The following is a 21,429-nucleotide window of genomic DNA, read 5'->3' as shown; positions in this document are numbered from 1 at the left end:
CAGGATTCAACACTTTGCTGGGGGTATCGTATATGGATCTGTCAGGGCGCATCCGCCGGATTGAGGACCGGGATGCGATCCGCCGACTGGTTGCGGATTATTGCAAGGTCGTGGACGACCGTGATCTCGCGGCACTGACGGCATTGTTCGCGCCTGATGCCGTCATGAAATCACGTGACGGTGTCATGAATGCTCGCGGTCGCGGCGCAATCGCCGAAATGTTCAAGGGACGTTTTGCGGTCCTCGGTCCGACATTTCACTATACACATGATGTCGCGATCGACCTGTCCGACGATGCGCCGGATGAGGCGTCTGCGCTTGTGAGCTCTCATGCCGAGGTGTTTCGCACGGGCGTAGCGATGATCGCGGCCATCCGCTACCACGACCGCCTCGTACGACTCGATGAGCGGTGGCATTTTGCCGAAAGGGACCTGGCGTTTTTCTACTATGTCCCCTGCCGCGAATACGAACAAGCGATGGGCAGCAGATTGCGAATGCGGGCCTATGGTGATCAGCGACCCGCCGACTGGCCAGAGACGCTCGCGACCTGGAAGACCTATCACGGTGACTGATGGTGCCGGCGATGGCGCGATGCGGCTGTTTTTTGCCATCTGGCCAGATGCAAAGGAGCAACATGCGTTGCTCGCCGAGGCCAAGCGTTCACTTGAGGCGACGCAATGGCGCGGCCGCTGGCAGGATCCGAACAAGCTGCACCTGACGCTGCAGTTTCTTGGGAGTCTGCCGTGCCAGTTGATGGCGGAACTGATGGCTGCGGCCGGGCGTCTGCTGTCGCAAGGCTGGCCTGCGGCCCGCGCGGCATCAGCGCAACTGCGACTCGATCGGCTGGAATACTGGCCGCGCAGCAAGGTACTTTGCGCGACGGCCTCGCATCAGGAGCATGTCCAGGCGCTCCACGAGCGGTTGGCGCCACTGCAGGCGCAGTTTGGCCGAGCCGCTGACCCGCAACGTTTTCGCGCGCATGTCACTGTCGGTCGAGGCGAGTCGCCAGCGGACCTCGACGCGCTCGATCCGCTCCAGACGGTCACCTGGGGCATGACAAGGATCGCGCTCGTGCGCAGCGTATTCGTCCCGATGCACGCCTATGTGGTGCTCAGGCAGTGGCAGCCGGGAGCACCGGCGGGAGATCCGGCCTAAAGCACTTCACCAGCGAGAAACTCCATGTTGCGCACGGTGTCCTCAAAGCGCGGCAGCGCGTTGATGAGCAAGGTCGTGGCCGGCGAGGCCTTCCAGCGCGCGAGATTCTGGCGAACATGATCGGCCGGACCCACCAGGGCCAGGGAGTCGGCCAATTCGTCGGGCACGGCGGCGACGGCCTCTGCCTTCTTGCCGGTCAGCCACAGGTCCTGGATCTTCTGTGCTGCCTCGCTGTAGCCACTGCGCTCGATCATGCGTTTGTGAAAATTCTCCTCCCGGGAGCCCATGCCGCCAACGTACAAGGCAATGTGCTGCTTGACCGGAACCAGTGCCTTGGCAAGATCATCGGCGAGCGATGCGCTCACGGTGGCCAGTATTTCGAATCCGGCACGCGCCGCGGCAAGCTGTTCCGCGAACATGTCGAACCGTTCCGGTGGCATGAGGATAGGAAACCAGCCGTCGAATTCACTGGTCGCAAGCGCGACGTTTTTTGGCCCTTCGGCTCCCAGAAACACCGGGATGTCCTTGCGCAAGGGGTGGGTGATCAGCATCAATGGCTTGCCGAGACCGCTTGCATCCTCGCCGCGATAAGGCAGCGCATATTGTGCGCCGTCGAAAGTAACGGGTGCCTCACGCGCCATGACTTGGCGGAATACGGCGAGCCATTCGCGCGTACGCTCGAGAGGGCGGCGAAATCGTTGCCCGTACCAGCCTTCCACCACCTGCGGGCCCGATACCCCGATGCCGAGGCAAAGGCGACCCTGTGAAATATGATCGAGCGTCATCGCAGTCATCGCCGCGCAGGCCGGGGTGCGCGCGGATATCTGCATGATCGACGTGCCGAGACGGATGCGGCTCGTTCGCGAGGCGATCGCCGCGAGCGGAGTGAACACATCCGAACCGTAGGCCTCGGAGGTGCACACCATGTCGAAACCAAGCGCTTCGGCCCGCTGCGCCAACTCGATGAATCGATCGATGGGCCTGGTGCCCCAATAGCCAAGCTGAAGACCAAGTTTCACGACGCAGTACCTCGAATGATGCGCCTGCGCTCAGGTCTTGCAAGACAAGCTGTCGCGAAGGGCGGTGCGGTAGTGTTGGGCGGACTTGGGCACAAATGATAACCTGACGGCCGTGATTGTCGACCAGGCCAAAGGCCATGACACCCGGAGACAAACAGTGATTGCAATTGCGGTGCGCGCCTCGCTAATCGTTCTCCTCTCGGCCGGTCTCGGCATGTTGTGGGCGGCCACTCCGCCGCAGCAGTCCAAGGAGGATCAGGAAGCGGCAGCTTTTCGCGCCTCCATGGATGCCGGCAAGGCGGGCGTGGATCGGGATGCACTGCCTGGGGCTGCCATCTACCGCGAGCGCTGCAGTTTCTGCCACGAGGGACAGGCTGCCAAGGCGCCTGCGCGAACGTTCCTCGAGCTCATGACGCCCGAGGCGATACACGGCGCATTATCCGCGGGCATCATGAAGATCCAGGCTGCGGGTCTTGACGATGAGCAAATGCGCCAGGTCGCGGAGTATCTCGCGGGGCGCGCTTTCGGCGGCCCGGCGCCGGCTGCATTGCCTTCCTGTCAGGGTGCGGCGGCGCGATTCGATCTGCGCCGTCCAGCAAGAATCGAAGGTTGGGGCTTTACGGCGGACAACAACCATTTCATTCCTGCCGAGGTCGCAGGACTTGCGGCGAAGGATGTGTCCCGCCTGAAGCTCAAATGGGCAATCGCTTTCCCTGATAGCGTGCGTGCGCGTTCCCGCCCGACTTTCGCCTATGGCGCGCTCTACGTTGGTAGCCAGGACGGTACCGTCTACGCGCTCGACCAGAAGACCGGCTGTGTCCGCTGGACTTTCAAGTCCAGTGCGGAAGTGCGCACCCCAGTAGTCATTCCGCGTCAACCAGGTCGCAAGCCGCTCGCGTTCTTTGGCGACTTGATCGGTCGTGTCTATGCGGTCGAGGCGTTGACCGGCAAGGAAGTCTGGAGAATCAAGGCCGACGATCATCCAAATGCGACGATCACGGGTTCACCGGTGTACCGTAATGGCGTGCTCTATGTGCCGGTATCCTCGCTGGAGGAAGCGTCGGCCGATCCGTCCTATCCCTGCTGCACGTTCCGGGGCAGCGTGCTCGCCTTGCGCGCTGCGACGGGCGATCAGCTCTGGAAGACCTATTCCATCGAACAGGCGCCGAGGGAGGTCGGCGAGCGGCCCTCGGGTGTGAAGGTATTCGCTCCCTCCGGCGCGGCGATCTGGAACACGCCGACCCTGGATGCCAAACGCGGTCTGCTGTACGTTGGTACGGCCAACAACTATTCCCGGCCGACGACCGATACCAGCAATTCCGTCATGGCCATGGATCTCGAATCGGGCGCCGTGCGCTGGCACTGGCAGATCGTCAAGGACGACGCCTGGAACGTCGGCTGCATGATCGGCAATGATTCATGCCCGGAGGATCCGGGCCCCGATTACGACATCGGCTCCGGAACCATGCTGGCGCGCATGGCAAATGGCCGCGACCGCATCATCGTGGGACTCAAGAGCGGCATGGCGGTTGCCATCGATCCACAGAGCCACGACCGCAGCATCTGGGCGACGCGCGTCGGCCGCGGTTCGATCCAGGGTGGCATCCAGTTTGGCATGGCTTACGATGGCAAACGCATCTATGTGCCAATCGCCGACATGGCGAATGCGATGGACGCTTCATCCGCGGCGCGGGATGCCGCGGCAGGTCCGCCGCGACCCGGGCTTTATGCGTTGAATCCCGAGAATGGCGAGGTGCTTTGGTCCTCACCGGCGGACAACGTCTGCGGTGAACGCCAATTCTGCGATCCCGGCATCCTCGCGTCGATTTCTGCGATGCCGGGCGTGATCTTCGCTGGTCACATGGATGGTCGAGTCCGCGCCTATGATTCGACAACGGGCCGGGTGCTATGGCAGTTCGACACGAGCGTCGAAATGACGACTCTGTCGGGCGCCAAGGCACGCGGTGGCACGATCGGCGGCGGCGGCCCGGTGGTTTTCGATGGCATGCTCTATACCAATTCTGGCTACGGGCTTTACTTCCATCTTCCAGGCAACGTCCTGGCGGCGTTTTCCGTCGATGGCAAGTAGCAGGCCGGTTGTGCCGATGCCGGGGGGATGACTCGTGCCTGGATTGTATTTCGAGGAATTTTCGCCTGGTCAGGTCATTCGGCATCCCATACGCCGGACAGTCACCGAGGCGGACAACGTTTTCTTCACTGCGCTCACGCACAATCCTGCGTTGCTGCACCTGGACGAGGAATACTGCCGAAATGAAACCGAATTCGGTCAGCGTATCGTCAATAGCGCATTCACACTCGGCCTGATGGTTGGAATCTCGGTGGGCGAAACGACGCTCGGTACGACAGTTGCCAACCTTGGCTGGGACGAAGTGCGGTTTCCAAAGCCGGTCTTTCATGGCGACACCTTGCGTGTCGAGACCGAGGTTCTCGAATTGCGCGCGAGCGCATCCCGTCCGCAAAATGGCATCGTCATTTTTCTGCACCGTGCCTACAACCAACGCGATGTCATGGTCGCGACCTGCAAACGAACGGCCCTGATGTTGCGCCGGCCGACGCCATGAGCGCACGCTCACTGCTGTTCGTCCCGGGAGACAGCGACCGCAAGCTCGCCAAGGTTGCCGCCGCCGGGGCCGATCTCGTCATCCTCGATCTCGAAGACGCGGTCGCCGCCGACCAGAAACCCGCCGCGCGCCAGCGCGTACGCGAATTCATCGCGGCACAATCGCAACAGTTTGCCGCGTCACTGTGGGTGCGAATCAATCCGCTCGAAACACCCGAGGCATTGCTCGATCTGGTCGCGGTCATCGCCGCGGGACTCGACGGAATCATGCTGCCGAAAGCCCGCGATGCCAACGACATCAGGCGCCTCGGGGCCTACCTTGATGTACTCGAAGTCGAGCGCGGCATGGAGCGAGGCGCAACCCGCATACTTCCAATCGCGACCGAAACCGCGGAAGCCATGTTCTCGCTCGGCAGTTTCGCAAGCTGCCGCGCGCGCCTCTATGGCATCACCTGGGGTGCCGAGGATTTGAGCGCGGCGCTGGGTGCCAGCGGCAACAAGGAGCCTGACGGGCGCTGGACCACGCCCTATCAGCTGGCACGCAGCTTCTGCCTGTTCGCCGCTGGCGCGGCGCGTGTAGCGGCCTTTGATACGGTATTCGTCGATGTCAGGAACGCCGATGGGTTGCGCTCATCCTGTGCGGATGCACGCCGCGATGGATTTTCCGGAAAGCTCGCAATTCACCCGGATCAGGTGGCGATCATCAACGAGGCCTTCCTGCCGAGTGCCGCCGAGCTCGCACAAGCACGCCGGATCGTGGCGCTGTTTGCCGCCAACCCCGGCAGCGCGGCTCTTACGCTCGATGGACAGATGGTCGATATTCCACATCTCAAGCAAGCCGAAAAAGTGCTGGCGCGGGCGGCCCACTCGGGGTCATGAAGTAGGTTCGCGTTTCAAACTCACCTGGCGTGCTCACGCAACTGCGGGAAACCGGAGAAGCTCTGTGACGAAAACAATCAAGCGAAACATGGCAATATTTGTCATGTCGGCGGTCAGTGCTTTCTTGTCCGCCCCCGACGGGCAGGCGGCTCACGTCAGTCGCCCCGCCAAATCAACTACGATTGCGAGCGATCCGAAGATCGCCAGGGCCTTGAAGCGGACCCGAATTCTGGTCGTGGGCTCGACCGGCCGCAATGGCAGTGCCATCGTTGAGGCTCTGGAGGCGGCCGGCGCGACACCCCGAGCCATGGTGCGGGACCTGGCCAAAGCGAAGGAAAAGGCGGGTCCGGGTGTGCAGCGCGACTGGGTGGTCGCCGATTTGCGTGACCCGGTCTCGCTCGATGCAGCGCTGAAGGGCGTGCAGGTGGTGATCAATGCCGCTGCAACGACGCAACTGCAGGGCGACAACGACACCGCAGCGGTGGATCGCGAGGGGACTCGCAACCTGGTCGGGGCAGCGAAACGTGCTGGCGTGAAGCGCATCGTGTTCATCACAGGTATGAGCGTCTATTCGCCACCGCCCAACATGCCGCCGCCGTTTCTGAAGGCCTTCGGCGACAAGCGCGAGGCAGAGAAGATTCTGGCCGCGTCGGGCATTGAATACGTCACGCTGCGACCAACCGGTATCCTGGCGCGGCCTGCAGGTGCGTGGAAGATCAGGCTCGCGGCGTCGTCCACCTACAAGGCAAAGGCCGAGGAACTGGTCATGCGAACGGCCGAATCGCTGCCTCCTCCCGATGCACCACCGCCGCCTGGAACCATTGCTCGAGCCGACCTTGCAGAGGTGGCGATTGTGAGCGCGGTCGAGCCGCGCGCCCGAAACCGCGCGTTCATCGTGACCCAAACGTCCGAACCACGTGGCAGGTCAGATTGGCGCGATCAGCTAGCGAAAATGCCTGGCGATTGAGCGGGCGTCTTTGCATGGCAAGTTGAGACTTGTTCCGCAGCGAAGCGGCGGGGCGAGGGTGCCCGGCGTAATTGCGTCCGCAGGTTTGATTTGGCAGTGTCTGTCAGGAGAACCGGCCAGGGCGACTCGGTTCATGATTTTTGGTCAAAGTCGGAAATTACTTAAGAAAATATTAATAACTACTTGATCAAATAAACTCATGGCGCCAGGAGAGGACTCGAATTCTCCCTCTAAGCTATTGATTCGAAAGAGATAAGTCTTTCGATCTCGCTGGGTTACCCAATGTGTTACCCATGCAAATGCACCCTTCGAGGTACGGTAAAATACCGTATACTTGGGGCCTCAACTGGAGGCTCCCACCCATGGCAAGTGCAACGCGATTCGACCTCAAACTCGACCGGGACGAGAAGGATCTGTTCGCCGAAGCGGCAGCCCTGATGGGTACCACAATGGCAGGGTTCGTCCGTACGGCTGCGAAAGAGAAGGCGCGGGCGCTGATCGAGCAGGAGCGGCGCATCAACCTGTCGAACCGAGATTTCGCAGCTGTGACGGCCGCGGTCAAGCGTGCCTTCGAGCCGAATGAAGCGCTTCGACGCGCGATCGAATCCGCGCGCACATCCGTGCGCCGTGCTTGAAGAAGAGCGCCTCGATACCGGGATCCACGACTGCGCGGGATTCGATTGCGGCGTTCCTGCGCTCAACGACTATCTGCGCAAGTTTGCGAGCCAGCATCGGCGACGCGGCGTGTCACAGACCTTCGTGCTCGTCGATGACAGCGCGCCGACCGAGGTACTCGGCTACTACACGCTGAGCGCAGCGCAGCTTGAAGCGGAGTCACTCAGCGATGCGGAACGCAAACGGCTGCCTCGCTATCCGATCCCATGTATCCGAATGGGGCGTCTCGCGGTTAACCGGGCGGCGCGTGGCAGGGGTTACGGCAGGCTGCTGGTCGGTCTGGCGGTCGAACGCTGCCTCAAGGCGCGGCAGGAAGTGGCGGCCCATGCGTTGGTCGTCGACGCCAAGGACGAGAGCGCAGTGAGTTTCTACCTGCACTACGGGTTCAGATCCTGTCGCGATGCGCCGCAGACCTTGTGCCTGCCGCTCTGAGCTGCTTTCTCCCGCGATATCAGTGATGTCGGTGTTCGTCCTTGGCCGAGTTCTTGCTGTCCTGGACCACTGCCTCGACGTTCACGCTACCCGCTCGCTCGAATCTCCGCATCACAGGGTGGTCTCTCCTGACACGACCTGGACAGCGCGGAGAGGGCAAAACAGTTTGGAATCAGGACGTTATGGAACGCGATGGAACGCGATGGAACAGTGATATGGTGCCCAGGAGAGGACTCGAACCTCCACGGGGGTTACCCGCTAGTACCTGAAACTAGTGCGTCTACCAATTCCGCCACCTGGGCAGGTGGGCGGCGCAATTTACGCAGCCGCCGCAAGAGTGTCAAATGGCGCATGCAACGAAAGAATAGCCGCTCCAAGCGTCGCGGCCGCAATGACTCCGGAAGTCGCAAACGGGTTGCCGGTCGGCGCAATCCGCCTTCGAACACTGCCAGGACTCGTGCCGGGGTCGCCGGGAAATCCCGGGCTGCGCTCTCCGGTGCGACAGTACGCGGACGTTTGATTACCCGACGTGGCGACTTTGGCTTTGCGCGGATCGAGGACTCCAACGAAAGCGCCTATATCGGTCGCGACCAGATCGGCGCGCTCATGCGCGGCGATTTGCTGGAGCTGCGCCTCAGGCGCGATGGCCGGGACCGGCTGTCGGCCGAGGTGCTGCAGGTGCTCGAGCGCGGCACGACATCGTTTCTCGGTACCGTCGAAATCGAAGGCCGCGGTGCCTTTGTCCGCGCGGTCGACCGTCGGCTCGGCCTGCGCGCGGTCCTGTCGCCGGCACAGCTGCAGGGTTGCGTCAGCGGCGATTGGGCGATCGCGCGCATCACGCGCTATCCGCAGGCGCAGCGCCTGGCGCAGGCGAGCATCGTGCGTCGCGTCGATCCTGAGAACGCGTTGGAGCTTGCGTATGCCGCTGCTGGCGCGCGCTATGAACTGCCGGGAGATTTCGCCGGCGAGGTCCTGGCCGCCGCGGAGCACTTCGGGTCGGCCGTCGACCCGAACGAAGTGCGACGTCGGCGCGATCTGCGAAGTCTGCCGCTCGTAACCATCGATGGCGCTGATGCGCGCGATTTCGACGATGCCGTTTTCGCCGAAGCCAACGCTGGCGGCTTCAGGCTGGTCGTCGCCATCGCGGACGTGAGCTATTACGTGCGGCCGGGCAGTGAGCTCGATCGCGAAGCGCAGGCGCGTGGTACGTCGATTTATTTTCCTGAGCGGGTCATCCCGATGCTCCCGGCGCACCTCTCCGATGGGCTTTGCTCGTTGAAGCCGGACGAAGATCGCCTGTGCATGGTCGCCGAGATGCAAGTCAGCCGCGGCGGCAAGCTTACAGCGGCCGAGTTCTATCCTGGCGTCATGCGTAGCCACGCACGACTGACCTACGACGAAGTGCATGCAGCGCTCTTCGAGCGCAAGACGGCCGCGCGCGATCGACTTGGCATGCTGGTCGATGCCCTGGAACCGCTGGTCGAAGTGTATCGGGCGCTGCTGAAGGCGCGCCGCGCACGCGGCGCGCTCGAATTCGAAGCGCGCGAGGCGAAATTCCGGTTCGATTCCGCACGTCGGTTGCATGCGATCGAATTGCGTGGCCGCAACGAAGCGCACTGCCTGATCGAGGAGTGCATGATCCTCGCCAATGTCGCCGTTGCACAGAGAATCGCCCGATCGGGCAAACCGGGAATTTATCGTGTGCACCCGCAACCCGATGCCGACCGGCTCGACAACCTCCTGCAATTGCTCGCCGCGCTGGGGCTTCCCGCCGAACTGCCCGAGGAAGTGCGCAGTCGCGACCTCAAACGCCTGGTGGAGCGGCTGGGCAAGCGCCCGGAGCGGCCGTTCGTCGAAACCCAGGTGATCCGCTCGATGGCACAGGCGGTATATCAGCCGCAGAACATCGGCCACTTCGGCCTGGTCCTTGGCGCCTATACGCACTTCACTTCGCCCATCCGACGCTATCCGGACCTCATCGTGCATCGCATCCTGCGTTCGTTGCTCACGGAGGATGATCCCCAGGCACGGCGTTATTCCGCTGCCGAGCTTGCGGCCGCGGGCACGGTCTGCTCGGAACTCGAGAAGCGCGCGGATGGCGCGAGCCGCTATGTCGATACCTTTCTGAAGTGTCACTACCTCGTGGAGCGCATTGGCCAGACTTTCGACGGGCTGATCACCAGCGTGGTCGAGTTCGGCTGTTTCGTGGAACTGCTCGAGCTCGGCGTGGACGGGCTGTTGCATCTGGATACCTTCGATGACCGCTCCTACCAGATGCACGCCAGCGGACACGCCTGGATTTCCCCTGGCAGCCGCCGTGAGCTCGCCATGGGCCAGCATTTGCGCGTGCGTGTCCTGCGCGCGAATCCCGTCGAAGGGCAGATCGATCTGGAGCTGGCTTGAGCGCAGATCGCTACGTCCACGGCGTGCACGCAGTGCGTGCGCTGTTGTCCCGCAGTCCGGGCCGCGTGCAGGAATTGTTGCTCGCCGAGACGAGAAACGACACGCGCAGCGCCGAGTTGCAGGCCCTGGCGGTCGCGGCGGGAGCTCGCCTGCAACGCATTTCCCTGGCGCAGCTCGATCGGCTGAGCGGCGAAGGCGTGCACCAAGGGGTCGCAGCGCGGGTCGCGCCGCTCGAACCCTGGCGCGAGGAAGACCTTCTGCAGGCGATAACAGCGCATCCGCGCCCACTGGTCCTGGTGCTCGATGGTGTCCAGGATCCGCACAATCTCGGCGCCTGCTTGCGCACGGCCGACGCCTGCGGCGCCCTGGCCGTGGTCGTTCCGCGCGACCGGGCGGTCCAGGTCAACGCAACCGTTAGAAAAGTCGCGGCGGGAGCCGCCGAAACGACGCCGGTGGTGAGCGTGACCAACCTGGCGCGTCACCTCGAGCTCTTGAAGCAGGCTGGCTGCTGGATTTATGGCGCCGATGCGTCGGCGGCACAGGCTGCCGCGAGCGCGGATCTGCGCGGCGCCGTCGCGCTGGTCCTGGGAGCCGAAGGCAGGGGTTTGCGCGAATTGACCCGCAAGCGCTGTGATGGCCTGCTGCGGTTGCCGATGCGAGGCACCGTGGAGAGCCTGAACGTGTCGGTGGCAGCCGGCATGCTGCTTTACGAGGTGTTGCGCCAGAGGGAGCGATCCGAACCTGCGGCCGGACCCTGAACGGCTTGCCCCCGGGAGCGCTCATCGGGTATCCTCGCCGCCCTTTCGCGACGGGCTGGCCGTTGGCCGCCCTACGCTCCTTGCTGCACCGGCAAGCGCCTCTGCCGGGCAGCTTCATGACCATAAGGAGGAACCATGAGGCACTATGAGATCGTATTCCTGGTCCATCCGGATCAGAGCGAGCAGGTTCCGGCCATGCTCGAGCGTTACAAGGGCCTCATCGCCCAGGGTAACGGCACCGTGCATCGGCTCGAGGACTGGGGGCGCCGCCAACTCGCTTTCCCCATAGCCAAGGTGCACAAGGCGCACTACATCCTGATGAATGTCGAGATCGACGCCGCGACGCTTGCCGAGCTCACCGGCGCCTTTCGCTTCAGCGACGCCGTGCTCAGGCACCTGGTCGTCAAGATGGACAGTGCCGTCACCGAGCCTTCGCCGCTCGCCAAGTCCGACGAGGACGATGGTGGGCGTCGTGAGCGCCCGCGCTTCGATCGCGACGATGACGATGACGCCAGCATCGGCGACAGCAATTGAGACGAGGCAAGAAAGTCATGGCACAGAACAGCCGTCAATCCAGATTCTCCCGTCGCCGGCGCTTCTGCCGGTTCACTGCCGAGAATGTCACCGAGATCGATTACAAGGATCTCGCGACGCTCAAGAGTTTCATCACCGAGACCGGCAAGATCGTGCCGAGCCGCATCACAGGCACGCGTTCGTTCTATCAGCGCCAGCTAGCAACCGCGATCAAGCGCGCACGCTATCTCGCGTTGTTGCCCTATACCGATCAGCACTGAGGTAGCACCATGGAAGTCATACTGCTGCAGAAGGTGGCCAACCTCGGCAACATCGGCGACAAGGTCAGGGTCAAGTCGGGCTATGGCCGCAATTTCCTGCTGCCGTCAGGCAAAGCGACTTTGGCAACAGCCGCGAACATTGCGCGATTCGAAGCGCAGCGCGCGGAATTCGAGCGACTCGCGCGTGAGGCGCTCAGCGAGGCGAGCGAGCGGGCTGCCGCAATGAAAGACCTGCGGCTGACCATCGAGGCAAAGGCCGGTACCGAAGGACGGCTGTTTGGCTCCATCGGCACCAGCGATATTGCCGAGGCCTGCAGTGCCCAGGGCTTCAAAGTCACGCGCAGTGAAGTACGCATGCCCGATGGCCCGATCCGCATGGTCGGCGAACACAATGTCGACCTGCATCTGCACACGGACATCGACGTGCCGATCGCCGTGATCGTCGTGCCGATCGAATAGGCAGGTCCGCGTGGCGGGGCAGCCCAAGCTACGCCGCGACACCGGCGCAACGGCGCCGCTCGCGACACCGCCGCATTCGGTGGAAGCCGAACAGGCGGTGCTGGGCGGTCTGTTGCTGGACAGCAAATCCTGGGACGACGTGGCCGATGCCGTCGTGGCCGAGGACTTCTACCGGCCCGATCATGGCCTCATTTTCACGGCGATTGGCCAGATTGCTGGCGCCGCCAAGCCCGCCGACGTCGTCACGGTCAGCGAGGCGCTGGCGCGCCAGGGCAAGCTCGAGGAAGCGGGCGGGCTCGGTTACCTCGGCACCCTCGCACGCGACACACCGACAGCCGCCAACGCGCGCCATTACGCGGAAATCGTACGGGAACGTGCGCTGCTGCGCCGCCTGGCCCATGCGGGCAACGAAATCGCGGCATCCGTGGTGCGCAATGAAGGCGAAACCGCCCGAGAGCTCGTCGACCGTGCCGAGCAGCGTGTTTTCGAAATTGCCGACAGCGGACTGCGTGGACGGCGCGACGGCGCGGTAGCGGTGAAATCGCTCCTTCCCGGATTGATCGACCAGATCGACGAGTGGCATTCGAACCCGAGCAGCCTGCGCGGCCTCGCGACGGGTTTCGCGGATTTCGATCGACTCACCGGTGGCCTGCGGGCGGGCGATCTCATCGTCGTTGCGGGTCGGCCATCGATGGGCAAGTCTACCCTGGCCGTGAATATGGCGGAGTACGCCGCGATCAACCCGGCCGCCAAAGCGTCGGTCGCGATCTTCACCCTCGAAATGCCGGCCGAGCAGGTGCTGACCCGCATGTTGAGTTCAATCGGCCATGTTCCGCTCGCGAGCATCAGGAGCGGTCGCATCTCTGACGATGACTGGGTGCGTATCACGTCGGCGACCAGCCAACTGTCAGAGGCGCGTATCTTCGTCGACGAAACACCTGCGCTGACGCCGACCGATCTGCGCGCGCGTGCGCGTCGCGTCAAGCGCGAACACGGTCTCGACCTGGTCGTGGTCGATTACCTGCAGCTCATGCAGGTGCCGGGCAGCAAAGAGAACCGCGCCACGGAAATTGCCGAGATCTCCCGGTCGCTGAAGGCGCTGGCCAAGGAATTGGCCGTTCCGGTCATTGCCCTGAGTCAGTTGAACCGGTCGGTCGAGCAACGCCAGGAGAAAAAGCCCGTGATGTCGGACTTGCGCGAGTCCGGGGCGATCGAGCAGGACGCCGACATGATCCTGCTGATTTACCGCGACGAGGTGTACGACAAGAATTCGCCGAAGAAAGGCATTGCCGAGATCGACCTCGCCAAACATCGCAATGGCGAGATCGGCACTTTCTACCTGACGTTCCAGGGGCAATACACCCGCTTCACCAATTATGCGCCCGACTCCTACTCCGAGGGCGTATTGAAGTGACGCGCCTGATCCGCGCGGTGATCGACCGCGGCGCGCTCCAGCACAACCTGACCGAACTGCGTCGCCGCGCGTCGGGCGCGAAGATCATGGCTGTCGTCAAGGCCAATGCCTATGGCCACGGGCTGGTTGACGTCGCGACGACGCTCGGCGCAGCCGATGCGCTCGCTGTCGCGCGACTCGACGAGGCGCTGGCGTTGCGGCAGGCGGGTATAAGCGGTCGGGTCGTGCTGCTCGAAGGCGTATTTGCACAGGACGAACTGGCCGAGGCAATCGCTCATCGCCTTGATATCGTCCTCCATGATCCGGCCCAGCTCGCACTGCTCGGTGCCAGCAAAGACGCGCAAGTCGTGCCGTTGTGGATCAAGCTCGACAGCGGTATGAATCGCCTCGGTTTTGCCCCGGACAAGTTGGGCGAGGTCAGGCGCCATATTTCGGGCACGGCGTTTCGAACGGCGCCGCTAGGATTGATGACCCACCTGGCACGCGCGGATGAAACCGCTGCGGACTGGACGCGCGGCCAGCTCGCACGGTTCGCCACTTCCGCAAAGGGTGAGGCGCTGCCCCGCAGTATTGCGAATTCCGCTGGTGTGCTCGCCTGGCCGGACAGTCACGCCGATTGGGTGCGGCCCGGGATCGCGTTATACGGCATTTCTCCCTTCGGCAAGGACGATGCTGCGGCGCACGGCCTGCGACCGGTGATGCAACTGCTGAGCACGGTGATCGCCATCCGCCCGGTGCGGCGCGGCGATGCTGTCGGTTATGGCGGAACCTGGGTCGCACCGCGCGACAGTCGCATCGCCGTGCTCGCAGGAGGCTATGGCGACGGCCTGCCGCGCAATCTCGCGGGCGACGCACGGGTGAGCATTGCGGGCCAGTCAGTGCCGGTCGTCGGGCGCGTGTCCATGGACATGGTGACCGTCGATGTCACCGATGCAACGGGCATCGAGACAGGCGCAGGTGCGGTGCTGTGGGGCGCGGATGCGCCGGTCGAGGCGCTGGCGCGTTGTGCTGGCACGATTCCCTATGAGCTTGTCTGCGGCGTGAGCCAGCGCGTGCCGCGCGAACTGATCTGACCGGCGTTCAGGCCGCAAATGCCTGACGATGCCTGGCCACGAATTCACGCAGTGAAGTCGGCTCGCGGCCCATGATCCGCCGGAAGTCGTCGGATGTCTCGCCGACATAGCCATCCGCGATCTCGGCAAACAGGTCGCAAACGGCATCCAGGTGCCATTGGTTCGTGAGGAAACGCCCGAGCCTGGCACGATAGGCGACCGGGTCTTCCGCGACATACTCGATCCTGCGACCCAGTACGTCGCCGAAGACTTCCGCGACTTCGCTGAAGCGCAGCTTGTCGCCGCTGGTGATGTCGTAGCTCTGGTTCCCGTGGTCGCCCGCGGATATGACTTCGGCGATGAAATGGCCGACGTCGTCTGCATCAGTGAGGACGGCCGCGCCGCGCTCAGCGAACGGGAAGCGCAATTTGCTCTCTGCCCTGACCGTGGCGGCGCTGGCAAGAAAATTCTGCATGTAGAAGCTCGGCCGGACAAAGGTCCAGGGTATCCCTGTGCGGCGGATGTGCTGCTCCGATTCGAAGTGCATGTGGTGGATCGGATTGATCGCGCCAGCATTTGCTTCGATCGACGAGACCTTCAGGATATGGCGAATGCCGTTGGCGAGCGCGCGATCGACGAGGTTCTTCTCGTTTGCGAGCTGCTGCTCGCCATTCGGCAGGATGATGATCAGTCGGTTGATGCCTTTCATCGCGCGATCGACGGCCGTGGCATCCGCTGCATCGCCGAACAGGAGATCGACGCCCGCTTCCTTGAGTACCGCGGCCTTGTCGGCATTGCGCACCAGGGCGCGCACGGCGCAACCCTTCGCCGCCAGGTCGAGCGCGGCCTGGTGACCGGTACGGCCGGTTGCGCCGGTTATGAGTATCACTGCGCGCTAGGGCCGACCGTCATCCCTCGAAAAAGCCCATCTTGACGCCAGCCAGCTGGATGACGTCGTTATCATTGAGCTTGATCGCCTGGGAGCTGACAGCATTGCCATTGACTGTCGGGAAATCTCCCTCCTTGGCGCTCTCGACATGTACGATGAAATAACCATTTGCGCGACGCGTGATCGCTGCGACCTGCACGCCCGGCCGGCCCAGGGTCGTCAACGCCTTGGCAAGGTCTAGTTCGCGTCCCGCAAAGGCACCTGAGAGTACCTGCAGCTTGGCTTTCTTGAGCGCAAGCTCGTTGTCCTTCAGTGCACGGCGCACGCCACTCGCGGCCGCGCTACCCGCGATTCGTTCCACGGCCGCATCCGCGCGGCGCACGGACTCGACTGGTCGTTGCGACGGCTGTATGACCATGGTTTTTTCGAATTCGTCCTGTTGCTCGTCGTCTTCGACGAAACGCAACTGATGATGGCCAACGGTGATGATGTCGCCATGCTGCAAGGCGTGTTTCTTGATCAGCTTGCCATTGACATAGGTGCCATTGGTGCTGTTCAGGTCTTCCAGAAAGGAATCGTTGAGGATATTGATGATGAGCGAGTGGTGACCGCTGACGGCCGGATTGTCGATCCGGATGTCGTTGTCGGGCAGGCGGCCGATCGTGTACCGCTCCTTGTTCATGTTGTACTCGGCCATTACCTGGCCATCAAGGCTTAGAATCAACCTAGCCATTGCGTGCCTCGACTATCAGCTAAACCAGCTCAGCACCCGGTCCACCAAGCGCCGCTCGGCCGGGAATCCATCCACGACCTCGGCGATGATGACAGAAATGTTGTCACGGCCACCGTTATTGTTGGCCAATTGAATCAGTTGCTTAGCGACCGCCTCAAGATTAGCACCAAAGGTGCTCAGCGTTAAGTGCATATCGTCGTCCTGCACCATGTCCGACAGCCCGTCGGAACATACCAGGAAATGGTCGCCTTTCTCGACCGCGACCTCCTGAATGTCGACATCGACGGCGGGCTCGACGCCCAGGGCCCTCGTGACATAGTTCTTGTTGGCGGCGCGCTGGGCTTCCTCGGGCGTATAGAAGCCGCGGTCGACCAGCTCCTGCAACAGCGAGTGGTCGGAGGTCACTTGTTGTACGCGGCCACCGCGGATCCGGTATAGCCTCGAATCGCCCACATGGGCGATCGAAATTCGATTGTCGTAAAAGAGCGCGCCCACGATGGTCGTGCCCATGCCCTCGCACTGCGGCTGGCTGCGGGCCGTCTGGAAGATGATCTTGTTGGCGCGCGCGATGGCGTCGCGCAAAATTATGCTGGGTCGCGACAGGCCGGTCGCCGCATCGATCGCCTTCATGTTCTCGCGCGTGAGAAATTCACGCACCAGGTTGACGACGGTCTTGACCGCGATGCCGCTTGCTACCTCGCCGGCGTTGTAGCCGCCCATGCCATCGGCGAGGACCAGCAGGCCGATGTCGGGATCGAAGGCGATTGCGTCTTCGTTGTGCTCGCGCACCCGACCTGTGTCGGTTTCGCCGACGAATTTGAGCTTGCCCGCCAGACTCACTCTGTGGTCCCGGACTGTCGTGAAGATCTGGTTTTGAGCAATAACTGCATAAGCAAGCGCCGTCGCGGGCCACGCACGCGAACCAACTGCATAAACTATCATCCGCAGTGGAGCTGTCCGAGCCCCAAATCACATTGTTGGATTCGCTTTCCGGCCGGAACCGGCCTATCCGGCTGTTCCTTGCGACCCCCGGGGCCATGCTAGCATCCGGCCAAACCCAGTTCACATCTTTAAGTTGCCGTGGCGCGACCCAGTACGCTTTTTTCCTGCACAGAATGCGCTAGCACCAGCCTCAAATGGCAGGGCCAGTGCCCGGCCTGCGGTGCGTGGAATACCCTGGTCGAAGCGACGGCCGGGCGCAAAGGGGTTGCGGCATCCAGTGCTTCGGCGGCGCTGCCTGGCGTTGCCGGCAGTACCCGCTGGCCAACCGGGCAGGCGGAGCTCGATCGGGTGCTCGGCGGCGGGCTGGTGCCAGGATCGGTACTGCTGCTCGGCGGCGACCCAGGCATCGGCAAGTCGACTCTGCTTACGCAGCTCGGTGCGGCACTGGCCCGCAATGTGCCGGTGCTGTATGCATCCGCGGAAGAATCATTGCCGCAGATCCGGCTGCGTGCGAGCCGGCTTGGCCTCGAAGAGGCACCGCTGCGACTTCTATGCGAGAGCGACCTCGACGAAATCATGGCGCAGGCGCGTGCTTGCCAGGCGGGTCTGCTGGTGGTCGATTCCGTGCAGACGATTGCATCGTCGCGGTTGACCGGCGTGCCCGGCGCCGTCGCGCAGTTGCGCGAGTGTGCGCAGGAACTCGTGCGTTTCGCCAAAAGCACCGACACGGCCGTGATACTGGTTGGGCACGTCACCAAGGAAGGCACCCTGGCCGGGCCGCGAGTTCTCGAGCATCTGGTCGACACGGTGCTTTACTTCGAGAGCGATTCCGGAAGCCGCTATCGCATCATTCGCGCGGTCAAGAATCGCTTCGGACCGGCGAGCGAACTCGCCTTCTACGCAATGACCGAGCAAGGCCTGCGTGGGGTACGAAACTCGTCGGCGCTTTTCCTGACGCGTCCGGAGCGGCCGGCTCCTGGCAGCGTGGTCGCCGTGACGCACGATTCGGGGAGGCCTCTGCTCGTCGAGCTGCAGGCCCTCGTGGATCAGGTCAAGTATGGGCAGCCGCGGCGCATGGCCCAGGGGCTCGACGCGCAGCGGCTCGCAATGTTGCTTGCCGTGCTGCACCGGCACGCCGCGATCGCGTTGGCCGACGCCGATGTGTTCGTCAATCTCGTTGGTGGACTCGAGGTGCGTGAACCCGCGACCGATCTCGCGATCGTCGCAGCCCTGGTGTCGAGTCATGCCAACCGGGCGGTGCCGGCGGGTCTTGCGTTGTTCGGGGAAATTGGCCTGACCGGCGAGGTCCGGCCCGTGGCCTATGGCGAGGAGCGCCTCATCGAGGCCTCGCGCCAGGGATTCACAGTCGCGCTGGCGCCGCGAGCGAACCTGCCGCGTAAACCGATCAAGGGTCTCGATGTACGTGCCGTGGAACGCGTCGATGTTGCCGTCGGCGAACTCAGGTCGTTGTGCGCACCCTGACGGTCTTGACGCTGTTGTCAGCAACCTGCAGGACCTCGCAGCGGTAATCGCCTAGCTGAACGGACGTACCGGTTTCGGGAATCGTCTCCAGCTGCTCGAGCAGCAGCCCGTTCAGTGTCTTGGCGCCATCGGTCGGCAGTTGCCACCCGAGTGCGCGGTTGAGTGCGCGCAAGGTGGCGCTGGCATTGATGATGTAACTCGTCGCGGATTCTCGGTGTATGTCCTTGTGGCTGACGGTCACGGGATCGGTGGTGAACTCGCCGACAATCTCCTCCAGCAGGTCCTCGAGCGTCACCAGGCCTTCGATATCGCCGTATTCATTGACAACGAAGGCGTGGCGGCGGCGATTGCGCTGAAACTGCGTCAGTTGCTGCATCAACGTCGTGCCGCTTGGAACGAAATATGGCTCGCGGCTGCGAGTGATCTCCTCGAGGCGCTGCTTGTCGAGCGTCCCGCGCGCGAGTTCATGGGCCACGCGCTTCATGTGAAGGATGCCGACCAGGTTGTCCAGTTCGCCGCGATAGACAGGCAACCGCGTGTGGGGCTTCTGCTTCAACTGATCGAGGATGTCATCCCAGTCATCGTCGAGGTCGATACCGGAGATCTCCTGGCGAGGTACCATGATGTCGTCGACGGCAACGCGTTCGAGATCGAGAATCGACAGCAGCATCTGCCGATGTCGTGGCGGCACCATCGGGCCGGCTTCGGCGACGACCGTGCGCAGTTCCTCTTTGGAGAGAGCTTGGGAAGCGCGCGCTCCGCGGCGCACGCCGAACAGACGCAACAGCCCGTATGCGGCCTCATTGGCGAGCCACAGCAACCAGCGTGTCGAAACCACCAGTGCCTGGTAGATGTACGAGGATCCAAGCGCCACGCCTTCAGGGTGCAAGGCGGCGAATATTTTCGGCGCAAGTTCGCAGAACACCAGCATCACCACCGGAAAGGCCACCGCGGTGATTGCGAGAGCGAGCTCATGGCCGCTGCGCAGCGCGAGCAGGGTGGCGACGGAGGAAGCGAGAAAACTGCCAATCGTGAGTACGACCAGATTCGCGCCGAGCCAGTCATCGGGCTTGTCGAGCAGCCGCTCGAGGATGCGCGCCGCACGCGAGCCGGCGGCCGCGCGATGGCGAATCCGGTAGCGGTTCACCGACAGCATGGCCACTTCCGTGCCGGAGGAAAAGGCGATCAACGCGAGCAGGAAGACCAATGCTCCGATCAGGGCAGCGGTAGGCGCGGTTTCCAATGTCTTGTCCCCTAAGGCTGGTTTCGCACAAGCATAGGGTTTTTTTGCCACCGAGGGGTAAGGCCGAGGCTGTGCCTCTATAATGTTGCACTGCCATGTTCGACACGCTGACCGACAGATTGACGACCGCGACCCAGCGTCTCACCGGGCGCGGTCGAATCACCGAAGACAATGTCGCCGAGACGCTCCGCGAAGTCAGGCGGGCGTTGCTCGAGGCCGATGTCGCGCTACCCGTGGTGCGCGAATTCATCGATTCGGTCCGCGAGAAGGCTGTCGGCGAGATCGTGCAGAAAAGCCTGACACCGGGCCAGGCCTTCATCGGAATTCTCCACGAGCAGCTGATCGCCACCATGGGCGGAGCGCAGGCACGAGGCTTGTCGCTGCGAGTGGCGCCTCCCCAGGTTGTCCTGCTCGCCGGTTTGCAGGGCGCGGGCAAGACGACGACGGCGGCAAAACTTGCGCGCTGGTTCGCCGAGACCCATGGCAAGCGAGTGCTGCTCGTGTCGACTGACGTCCGCCGACCGGCTGCCGTATTGCAGCTGTCGCGGCTGGCAACGGAGATAGGTGCGGGCTTCCACGAGCTCAATGGCGAGGGCGAGCCCGTGAGGATAGTCGGGGATGCGCTCGCGGCGGCGAGACGTGGCGTTTACGACGTGCTGATCGTCGATACAGCGGGCCGCCTGCATGTGGATGACGAATTGATGGCCGAGGTCAAGGCGATCGACGCCGCCGCTCACCCGCACGAGAGGCTGTTCGTGGTCGACGCGATGGCCGGCCAGGATGCGGTGAATGCCGCTCGCGCTTTCTCGACTGCGCTGCCGCTGACCGGCGTGATCCTCACCAAGGCCGATGGTGACGCCCGTGGTGGCGCTGCGCTCTCGGTGCGGCATATTACCGGGCAACCCATCGTGTTCGTCGGCGTCGGCGAGAAGACGGAAGCGCTCGAGGCATTCGATGCCGATCGCATGGCGCGACGCATCCTTGGCATGGGCGACGTCGTCGCTCTGGTCGAGAAGGTCAAGCGCGACGTTGACGTGGCGGCCGCCGAGCAGCTTGCCCGCAAGGTCGTCAAGGGGCGCGGCTTCGATCTGGATGACTTGCGCAGCCAGTTGCAGCAAGTTCAGAAAATGGGCGGCCTGGCCGCTTTGGCCGAGCAGCTGCCGGGCCAGATGAAGAAAAACCTGGCTGGCGGCGATGTCGCCGAGCGCGACCTGCGCCGTCAGATCGCAATCATCAACTCCATGACCGGCGCAGAGAGGCGCCAGCCGGGCCTGATCGATGGCTCGCGCCGGCGACGCATTGCGGCCGGGGCGGGCGTGAAGGTGCAGGACGTCAACCGGCTGATGAAACAGTACCTCGATATGCAACGCATGATGAAATCCCTCAAGGGCGGCAAGATGCGCCGGCTCCTGGGGGCCATGGGCGGCGCCGGCAAGCTGCCCTTCATGCGCTGACCGGAGGCGGCACCCGGCGCCCTGGGCTGCCGGTCGACCCGGGAGCCCGGGTCACAGAAAGGGCTTTATATGCACCGTCGTTTTGCGTAGAATCCGCG

Annotated in this window: 22 protein-coding genes and 1 tRNA gene; 17 read left to right on the top strand and 6 right to left on the bottom strand. The window is 63.2% G+C overall.

Features of this window, described 5'->3' with window-relative positions; genetic code table 11:
• The first annotated feature begins 32 nt into the window (after positions 1-32).
• Positions 33-572, top strand: coding sequence for a nuclear transport factor 2 family protein (locus R3E77_11015; protein ID MEZ5499942.1), 540 nt, complete (start codon positions 33-35; stop codon positions 570-572).
• A complete protein-coding gene (gene thpR, locus R3E77_11010; protein ID MEZ5499941.1) occupies positions 565-1,155 on the top strand; it encodes an RNA 2',3'-cyclic phosphodiesterase in 591 nt (196 codons plus the stop codon). The genes R3E77_11015 and thpR overlap by 8 nt, the downstream gene beginning before the upstream one ends.
• On the opposite strand, the gene R3E77_11005 is transcribed toward thpR, so the two are convergent.
• On the bottom strand, positions 1,152-2,174 hold the full coding sequence (locus R3E77_11005) for an LLM class F420-dependent oxidoreductase (GenBank protein ID MEZ5499940.1): 1,023 nt from the start codon (positions 2,172-2,174) through the stop codon (positions 1,152-1,154). The genes thpR and R3E77_11005 overlap by 4 nt on opposite strands.
• 157 nt (positions 2,175-2,331) lie before the next feature.
• On the opposite strand from R3E77_11005, the gene R3E77_11000 reads away from it, so the two are divergent.
• The 6 genes from R3E77_11000 to R3E77_10975 all read left to right on the top strand — a co-directional run bounded on the left by R3E77_11000 (position 2,332) and on the right by R3E77_10975 (position 7,708).
• The gene (locus R3E77_11000; GenBank protein ID MEZ5499939.1) at positions 2,332-4,263 is read left to right on the top strand and encodes a PQQ-binding-like beta-propeller repeat protein; all 1,932 of its coding nucleotides are present in this window, start codon (positions 2,332-2,334) and stop codon (positions 4,261-4,263) included.
• A gap of 34 nt (positions 4,264-4,297) precedes the next feature.
• Positions 4,298-4,756, top strand: coding sequence for a MaoC family dehydratase (locus tag R3E77_10995; GenBank protein ID MEZ5499938.1), 459 nt, complete (start codon positions 4,298-4,300; stop codon positions 4,754-4,756).
• Entirely contained in the window at positions 4,753-5,634 is an 882-nt protein-coding gene (locus tag R3E77_10990; GenBank protein ID MEZ5499937.1) for a CoA ester lyase, read from the top strand. Before R3E77_10995 ends, R3E77_10990 begins: the two co-directional genes overlap by 4 nt.
• Positions 5,635-5,722: 88 nt before the next feature.
• Positions 5,723-6,601: an SDR family oxidoreductase gene (locus R3E77_10985; protein MEZ5499936.1), complete on the top strand. Its 879-nt coding sequence runs from the start codon at positions 5,723-5,725 to the stop codon at positions 6,599-6,601.
• A 362-nt stretch (positions 6,602-6,963) separates the two neighbouring features.
• Complete coding sequence (locus tag R3E77_10980; protein ID MEZ5499935.1) at positions 6,964-7,236, top strand: DUF1778 domain-containing protein; 273 nt, start codon at positions 6,964-6,966, stop codon at positions 7,234-7,236.
• Entirely contained in the window at positions 7,229-7,708 is a 480-nt protein-coding gene (locus tag R3E77_10975; protein MEZ5499934.1) for a GNAT family N-acetyltransferase, read from the top strand. Before R3E77_10980 ends, R3E77_10975 begins: the two co-directional genes overlap by 8 nt.
• Before the next feature lie 216 nt (positions 7,709-7,924).
• Here R3E77_10975 and R3E77_10970 read toward each other — a convergent pair.
• Positions 7,925-8,010 (bottom strand) — tRNA-Leu (locus R3E77_10970).
• A gap of 49 nt (positions 8,011-8,059) precedes the next feature.
• Between R3E77_10970 and rnr the strand changes: the two genes are divergently transcribed.
• The 7 genes from rnr to alr all read left to right on the top strand — a co-directional run bounded on the left by rnr (position 8,060) and on the right by alr (position 14,609).
• Complete coding sequence (rnr, locus tag R3E77_10965; GenBank protein ID MEZ5499933.1) at positions 8,060-10,111, top strand: ribonuclease R; 2,052 nt, start codon at positions 8,060-8,062, stop codon at positions 10,109-10,111.
• Complete coding sequence (gene rlmB / locus R3E77_10960; GenBank protein MEZ5499932.1) at positions 10,108-10,869, top strand: 23S rRNA (guanosine(2251)-2'-O)-methyltransferase RlmB; 762 nt, start codon at positions 10,108-10,110, stop codon at positions 10,867-10,869. The genes rnr and rlmB overlap by 4 nt, the downstream gene beginning before the upstream one ends.
• A gap of 135 nt (positions 10,870-11,004) precedes the next feature.
• Entirely contained in the window at positions 11,005-11,403 is a 399-nt protein-coding gene (rpsF, locus tag R3E77_10955; GenBank protein MEZ5499931.1) for a 30S ribosomal protein S6, read from the top strand.
• A gap of 17 nt (positions 11,404-11,420) precedes the next feature.
• On the top strand, positions 11,421-11,663 hold the full coding sequence (gene rpsR, locus R3E77_10950) for a 30S ribosomal protein S18 (protein ID MEZ5499930.1): 243 nt from the start codon (positions 11,421-11,423) through the stop codon (positions 11,661-11,663).
• A gap of 9 nt (positions 11,664-11,672) precedes the next feature.
• On the top strand, positions 11,673-12,122 hold the full coding sequence (gene rplI / locus R3E77_10945; protein ID MEZ5499929.1) for a 50S ribosomal protein L9: 450 nt from the start codon (positions 11,673-11,675) through the stop codon (positions 12,120-12,122).
• 10 nt (positions 12,123-12,132) lie between these two features.
• Complete coding sequence (dnaB, locus tag R3E77_10940; GenBank protein ID MEZ5499928.1) at positions 12,133-13,536, top strand: replicative DNA helicase; 1,404 nt, start codon at positions 12,133-12,135, stop codon at positions 13,534-13,536.
• Positions 13,533-14,609, top strand: coding sequence for an alanine racemase (gene alr / locus R3E77_10935; GenBank protein MEZ5499927.1), 1,077 nt, complete (start codon positions 13,533-13,535; stop codon positions 14,607-14,609). Before dnaB ends, alr begins: the two co-directional genes overlap by 4 nt.
• A gap of 7 nt (positions 14,610-14,616) precedes the next feature.
• On the opposite strand, the gene R3E77_10930 is transcribed toward alr, so the two are convergent.
• Genes R3E77_10930 through R3E77_10920 form a run of 3 tightly spaced genes read right to left on the bottom strand, consistent with a single transcriptional unit; the run spans position 14,617 to position 17,152 of the window.
• Positions 14,617-15,477 carry an NmrA family NAD(P)-binding protein gene (locus tag R3E77_10930; GenBank protein ID MEZ5499926.1) on the bottom strand — a complete coding sequence of 287 codons (861 nt, stop codon included), beginning with the start codon at positions 15,475-15,477 and terminating at the stop codon, positions 14,617-14,619.
• 19 nt (positions 15,478-15,496) lie between these two features.
• Entirely contained in the window at positions 15,497-16,210 is a 714-nt protein-coding gene (locus R3E77_10925) for an FHA domain-containing protein (protein MEZ5499925.1), read from the bottom strand.
• A gap of 15 nt (positions 16,211-16,225) precedes the next feature.
• Positions 16,226-17,152 (bottom strand): Stp1/IreP family PP2C-type Ser/Thr phosphatase, encoded by a 927-nt coding sequence (locus tag R3E77_10920; protein MEZ5499924.1) that lies wholly within the window; start codon positions 17,150-17,152, stop codon positions 16,226-16,228.
• Between the two features lie 138 nt (positions 17,153-17,290).
• On the opposite strand from R3E77_10920, the gene radA reads away from it, so the two are divergent.
• On the top strand, positions 17,291-18,634 hold the full coding sequence (radA, locus tag R3E77_10915) for a DNA repair protein RadA (GenBank protein MEZ5499923.1): 1,344 nt from the start codon (positions 17,291-17,293) through the stop codon (positions 18,632-18,634).
• Here radA and R3E77_10910 read toward each other — a convergent pair.
• Positions 18,612-19,877: a CNNM domain-containing protein gene (locus R3E77_10910; GenBank protein MEZ5499922.1), complete on the bottom strand. Its 1,266-nt coding sequence runs from the start codon at positions 19,875-19,877 to the stop codon at positions 18,612-18,614. The two genes, radA and R3E77_10910, sit on opposite strands and share 23 nt — an antisense overlap.
• A gap of 95 nt (positions 19,878-19,972) precedes the next feature.
• Between R3E77_10910 and ffh the strand changes: the two genes are divergently transcribed.
• Positions 19,973-21,331, top strand: a complete 1,359-nt coding sequence (gene ffh, locus R3E77_10905; GenBank protein ID MEZ5499921.1) for a signal recognition particle protein — start codon at positions 19,973-19,975, stop codon at positions 21,329-21,331.
• Positions 21,332-21,429 lie beyond the last annotated feature (98 nt).

The organism is Steroidobacteraceae bacterium, assembly GCA_041395505.1.
In the GTDB taxonomy this organism is placed as follows: domain Bacteria; phylum Pseudomonadota; class Gammaproteobacteria; order Steroidobacterales; family Steroidobacteraceae; genus JAWLAG01.
The sequence above is the reverse complement of the archived record's forward strand: the minus strand, read 5'-3'. Positions and strand labels throughout refer to the sequence as shown.

Coding starts and splice junctions, on each gene's coding strand:
- rplI (MEZ5499929.1), top strand. CDS start 11,673: ATGGAAGTCATACTGCTGCAGAAGGTGGCCAACCTCGGCAACATCGGC.
- ffh (MEZ5499921.1), top strand. CDS start 19,973: ATGTTCGACACGCTGACCGACAGATTGACGACCGCGACCCAGCGTCTC.
- R3E77_10920 (MEZ5499924.1), bottom strand. CDS start 17,152: ATGATAGTTTATGCAGTTGGTTCGCGTGCGTGGCCCGCGACGGCGCTT.
- R3E77_11015 (MEZ5499942.1), top strand. CDS start 33: ATGGATCTGTCAGGGCGCATCCGCCGGATTGAGGACCGGGATGCGATC.
- rpsF (MEZ5499931.1), top strand. CDS start 11,005: ATGAGGCACTATGAGATCGTATTCCTGGTCCATCCGGATCAGAGCGAG.
- R3E77_10980 (MEZ5499935.1), top strand. CDS start 6,964: ATGGCAAGTGCAACGCGATTCGACCTCAAACTCGACCGGGACGAGAAG.
- R3E77_10985 (MEZ5499936.1), top strand. CDS start 5,723: ATGGCAATATTTGTCATGTCGGCGGTCAGTGCTTTCTTGTCCGCCCCC.
- rpsR (MEZ5499930.1), top strand. CDS start 11,421: ATGGCACAGAACAGCCGTCAATCCAGATTCTCCCGTCGCCGGCGCTTC.
- rnr (MEZ5499933.1), top strand. CDS start 8,060: ATGCAACGAAAGAATAGCCGCTCCAAGCGTCGCGGCCGCAATGACTCC.
- R3E77_10925 (MEZ5499925.1), bottom strand. CDS start 16,210: ATGGCTAGGTTGATTCTAAGCCTTGATGGCCAGGTAATGGCCGAGTAC.
- R3E77_10990 (MEZ5499937.1), top strand. CDS start 4,753: ATGAGCGCACGCTCACTGCTGTTCGTCCCGGGAGACAGCGACCGCAAG.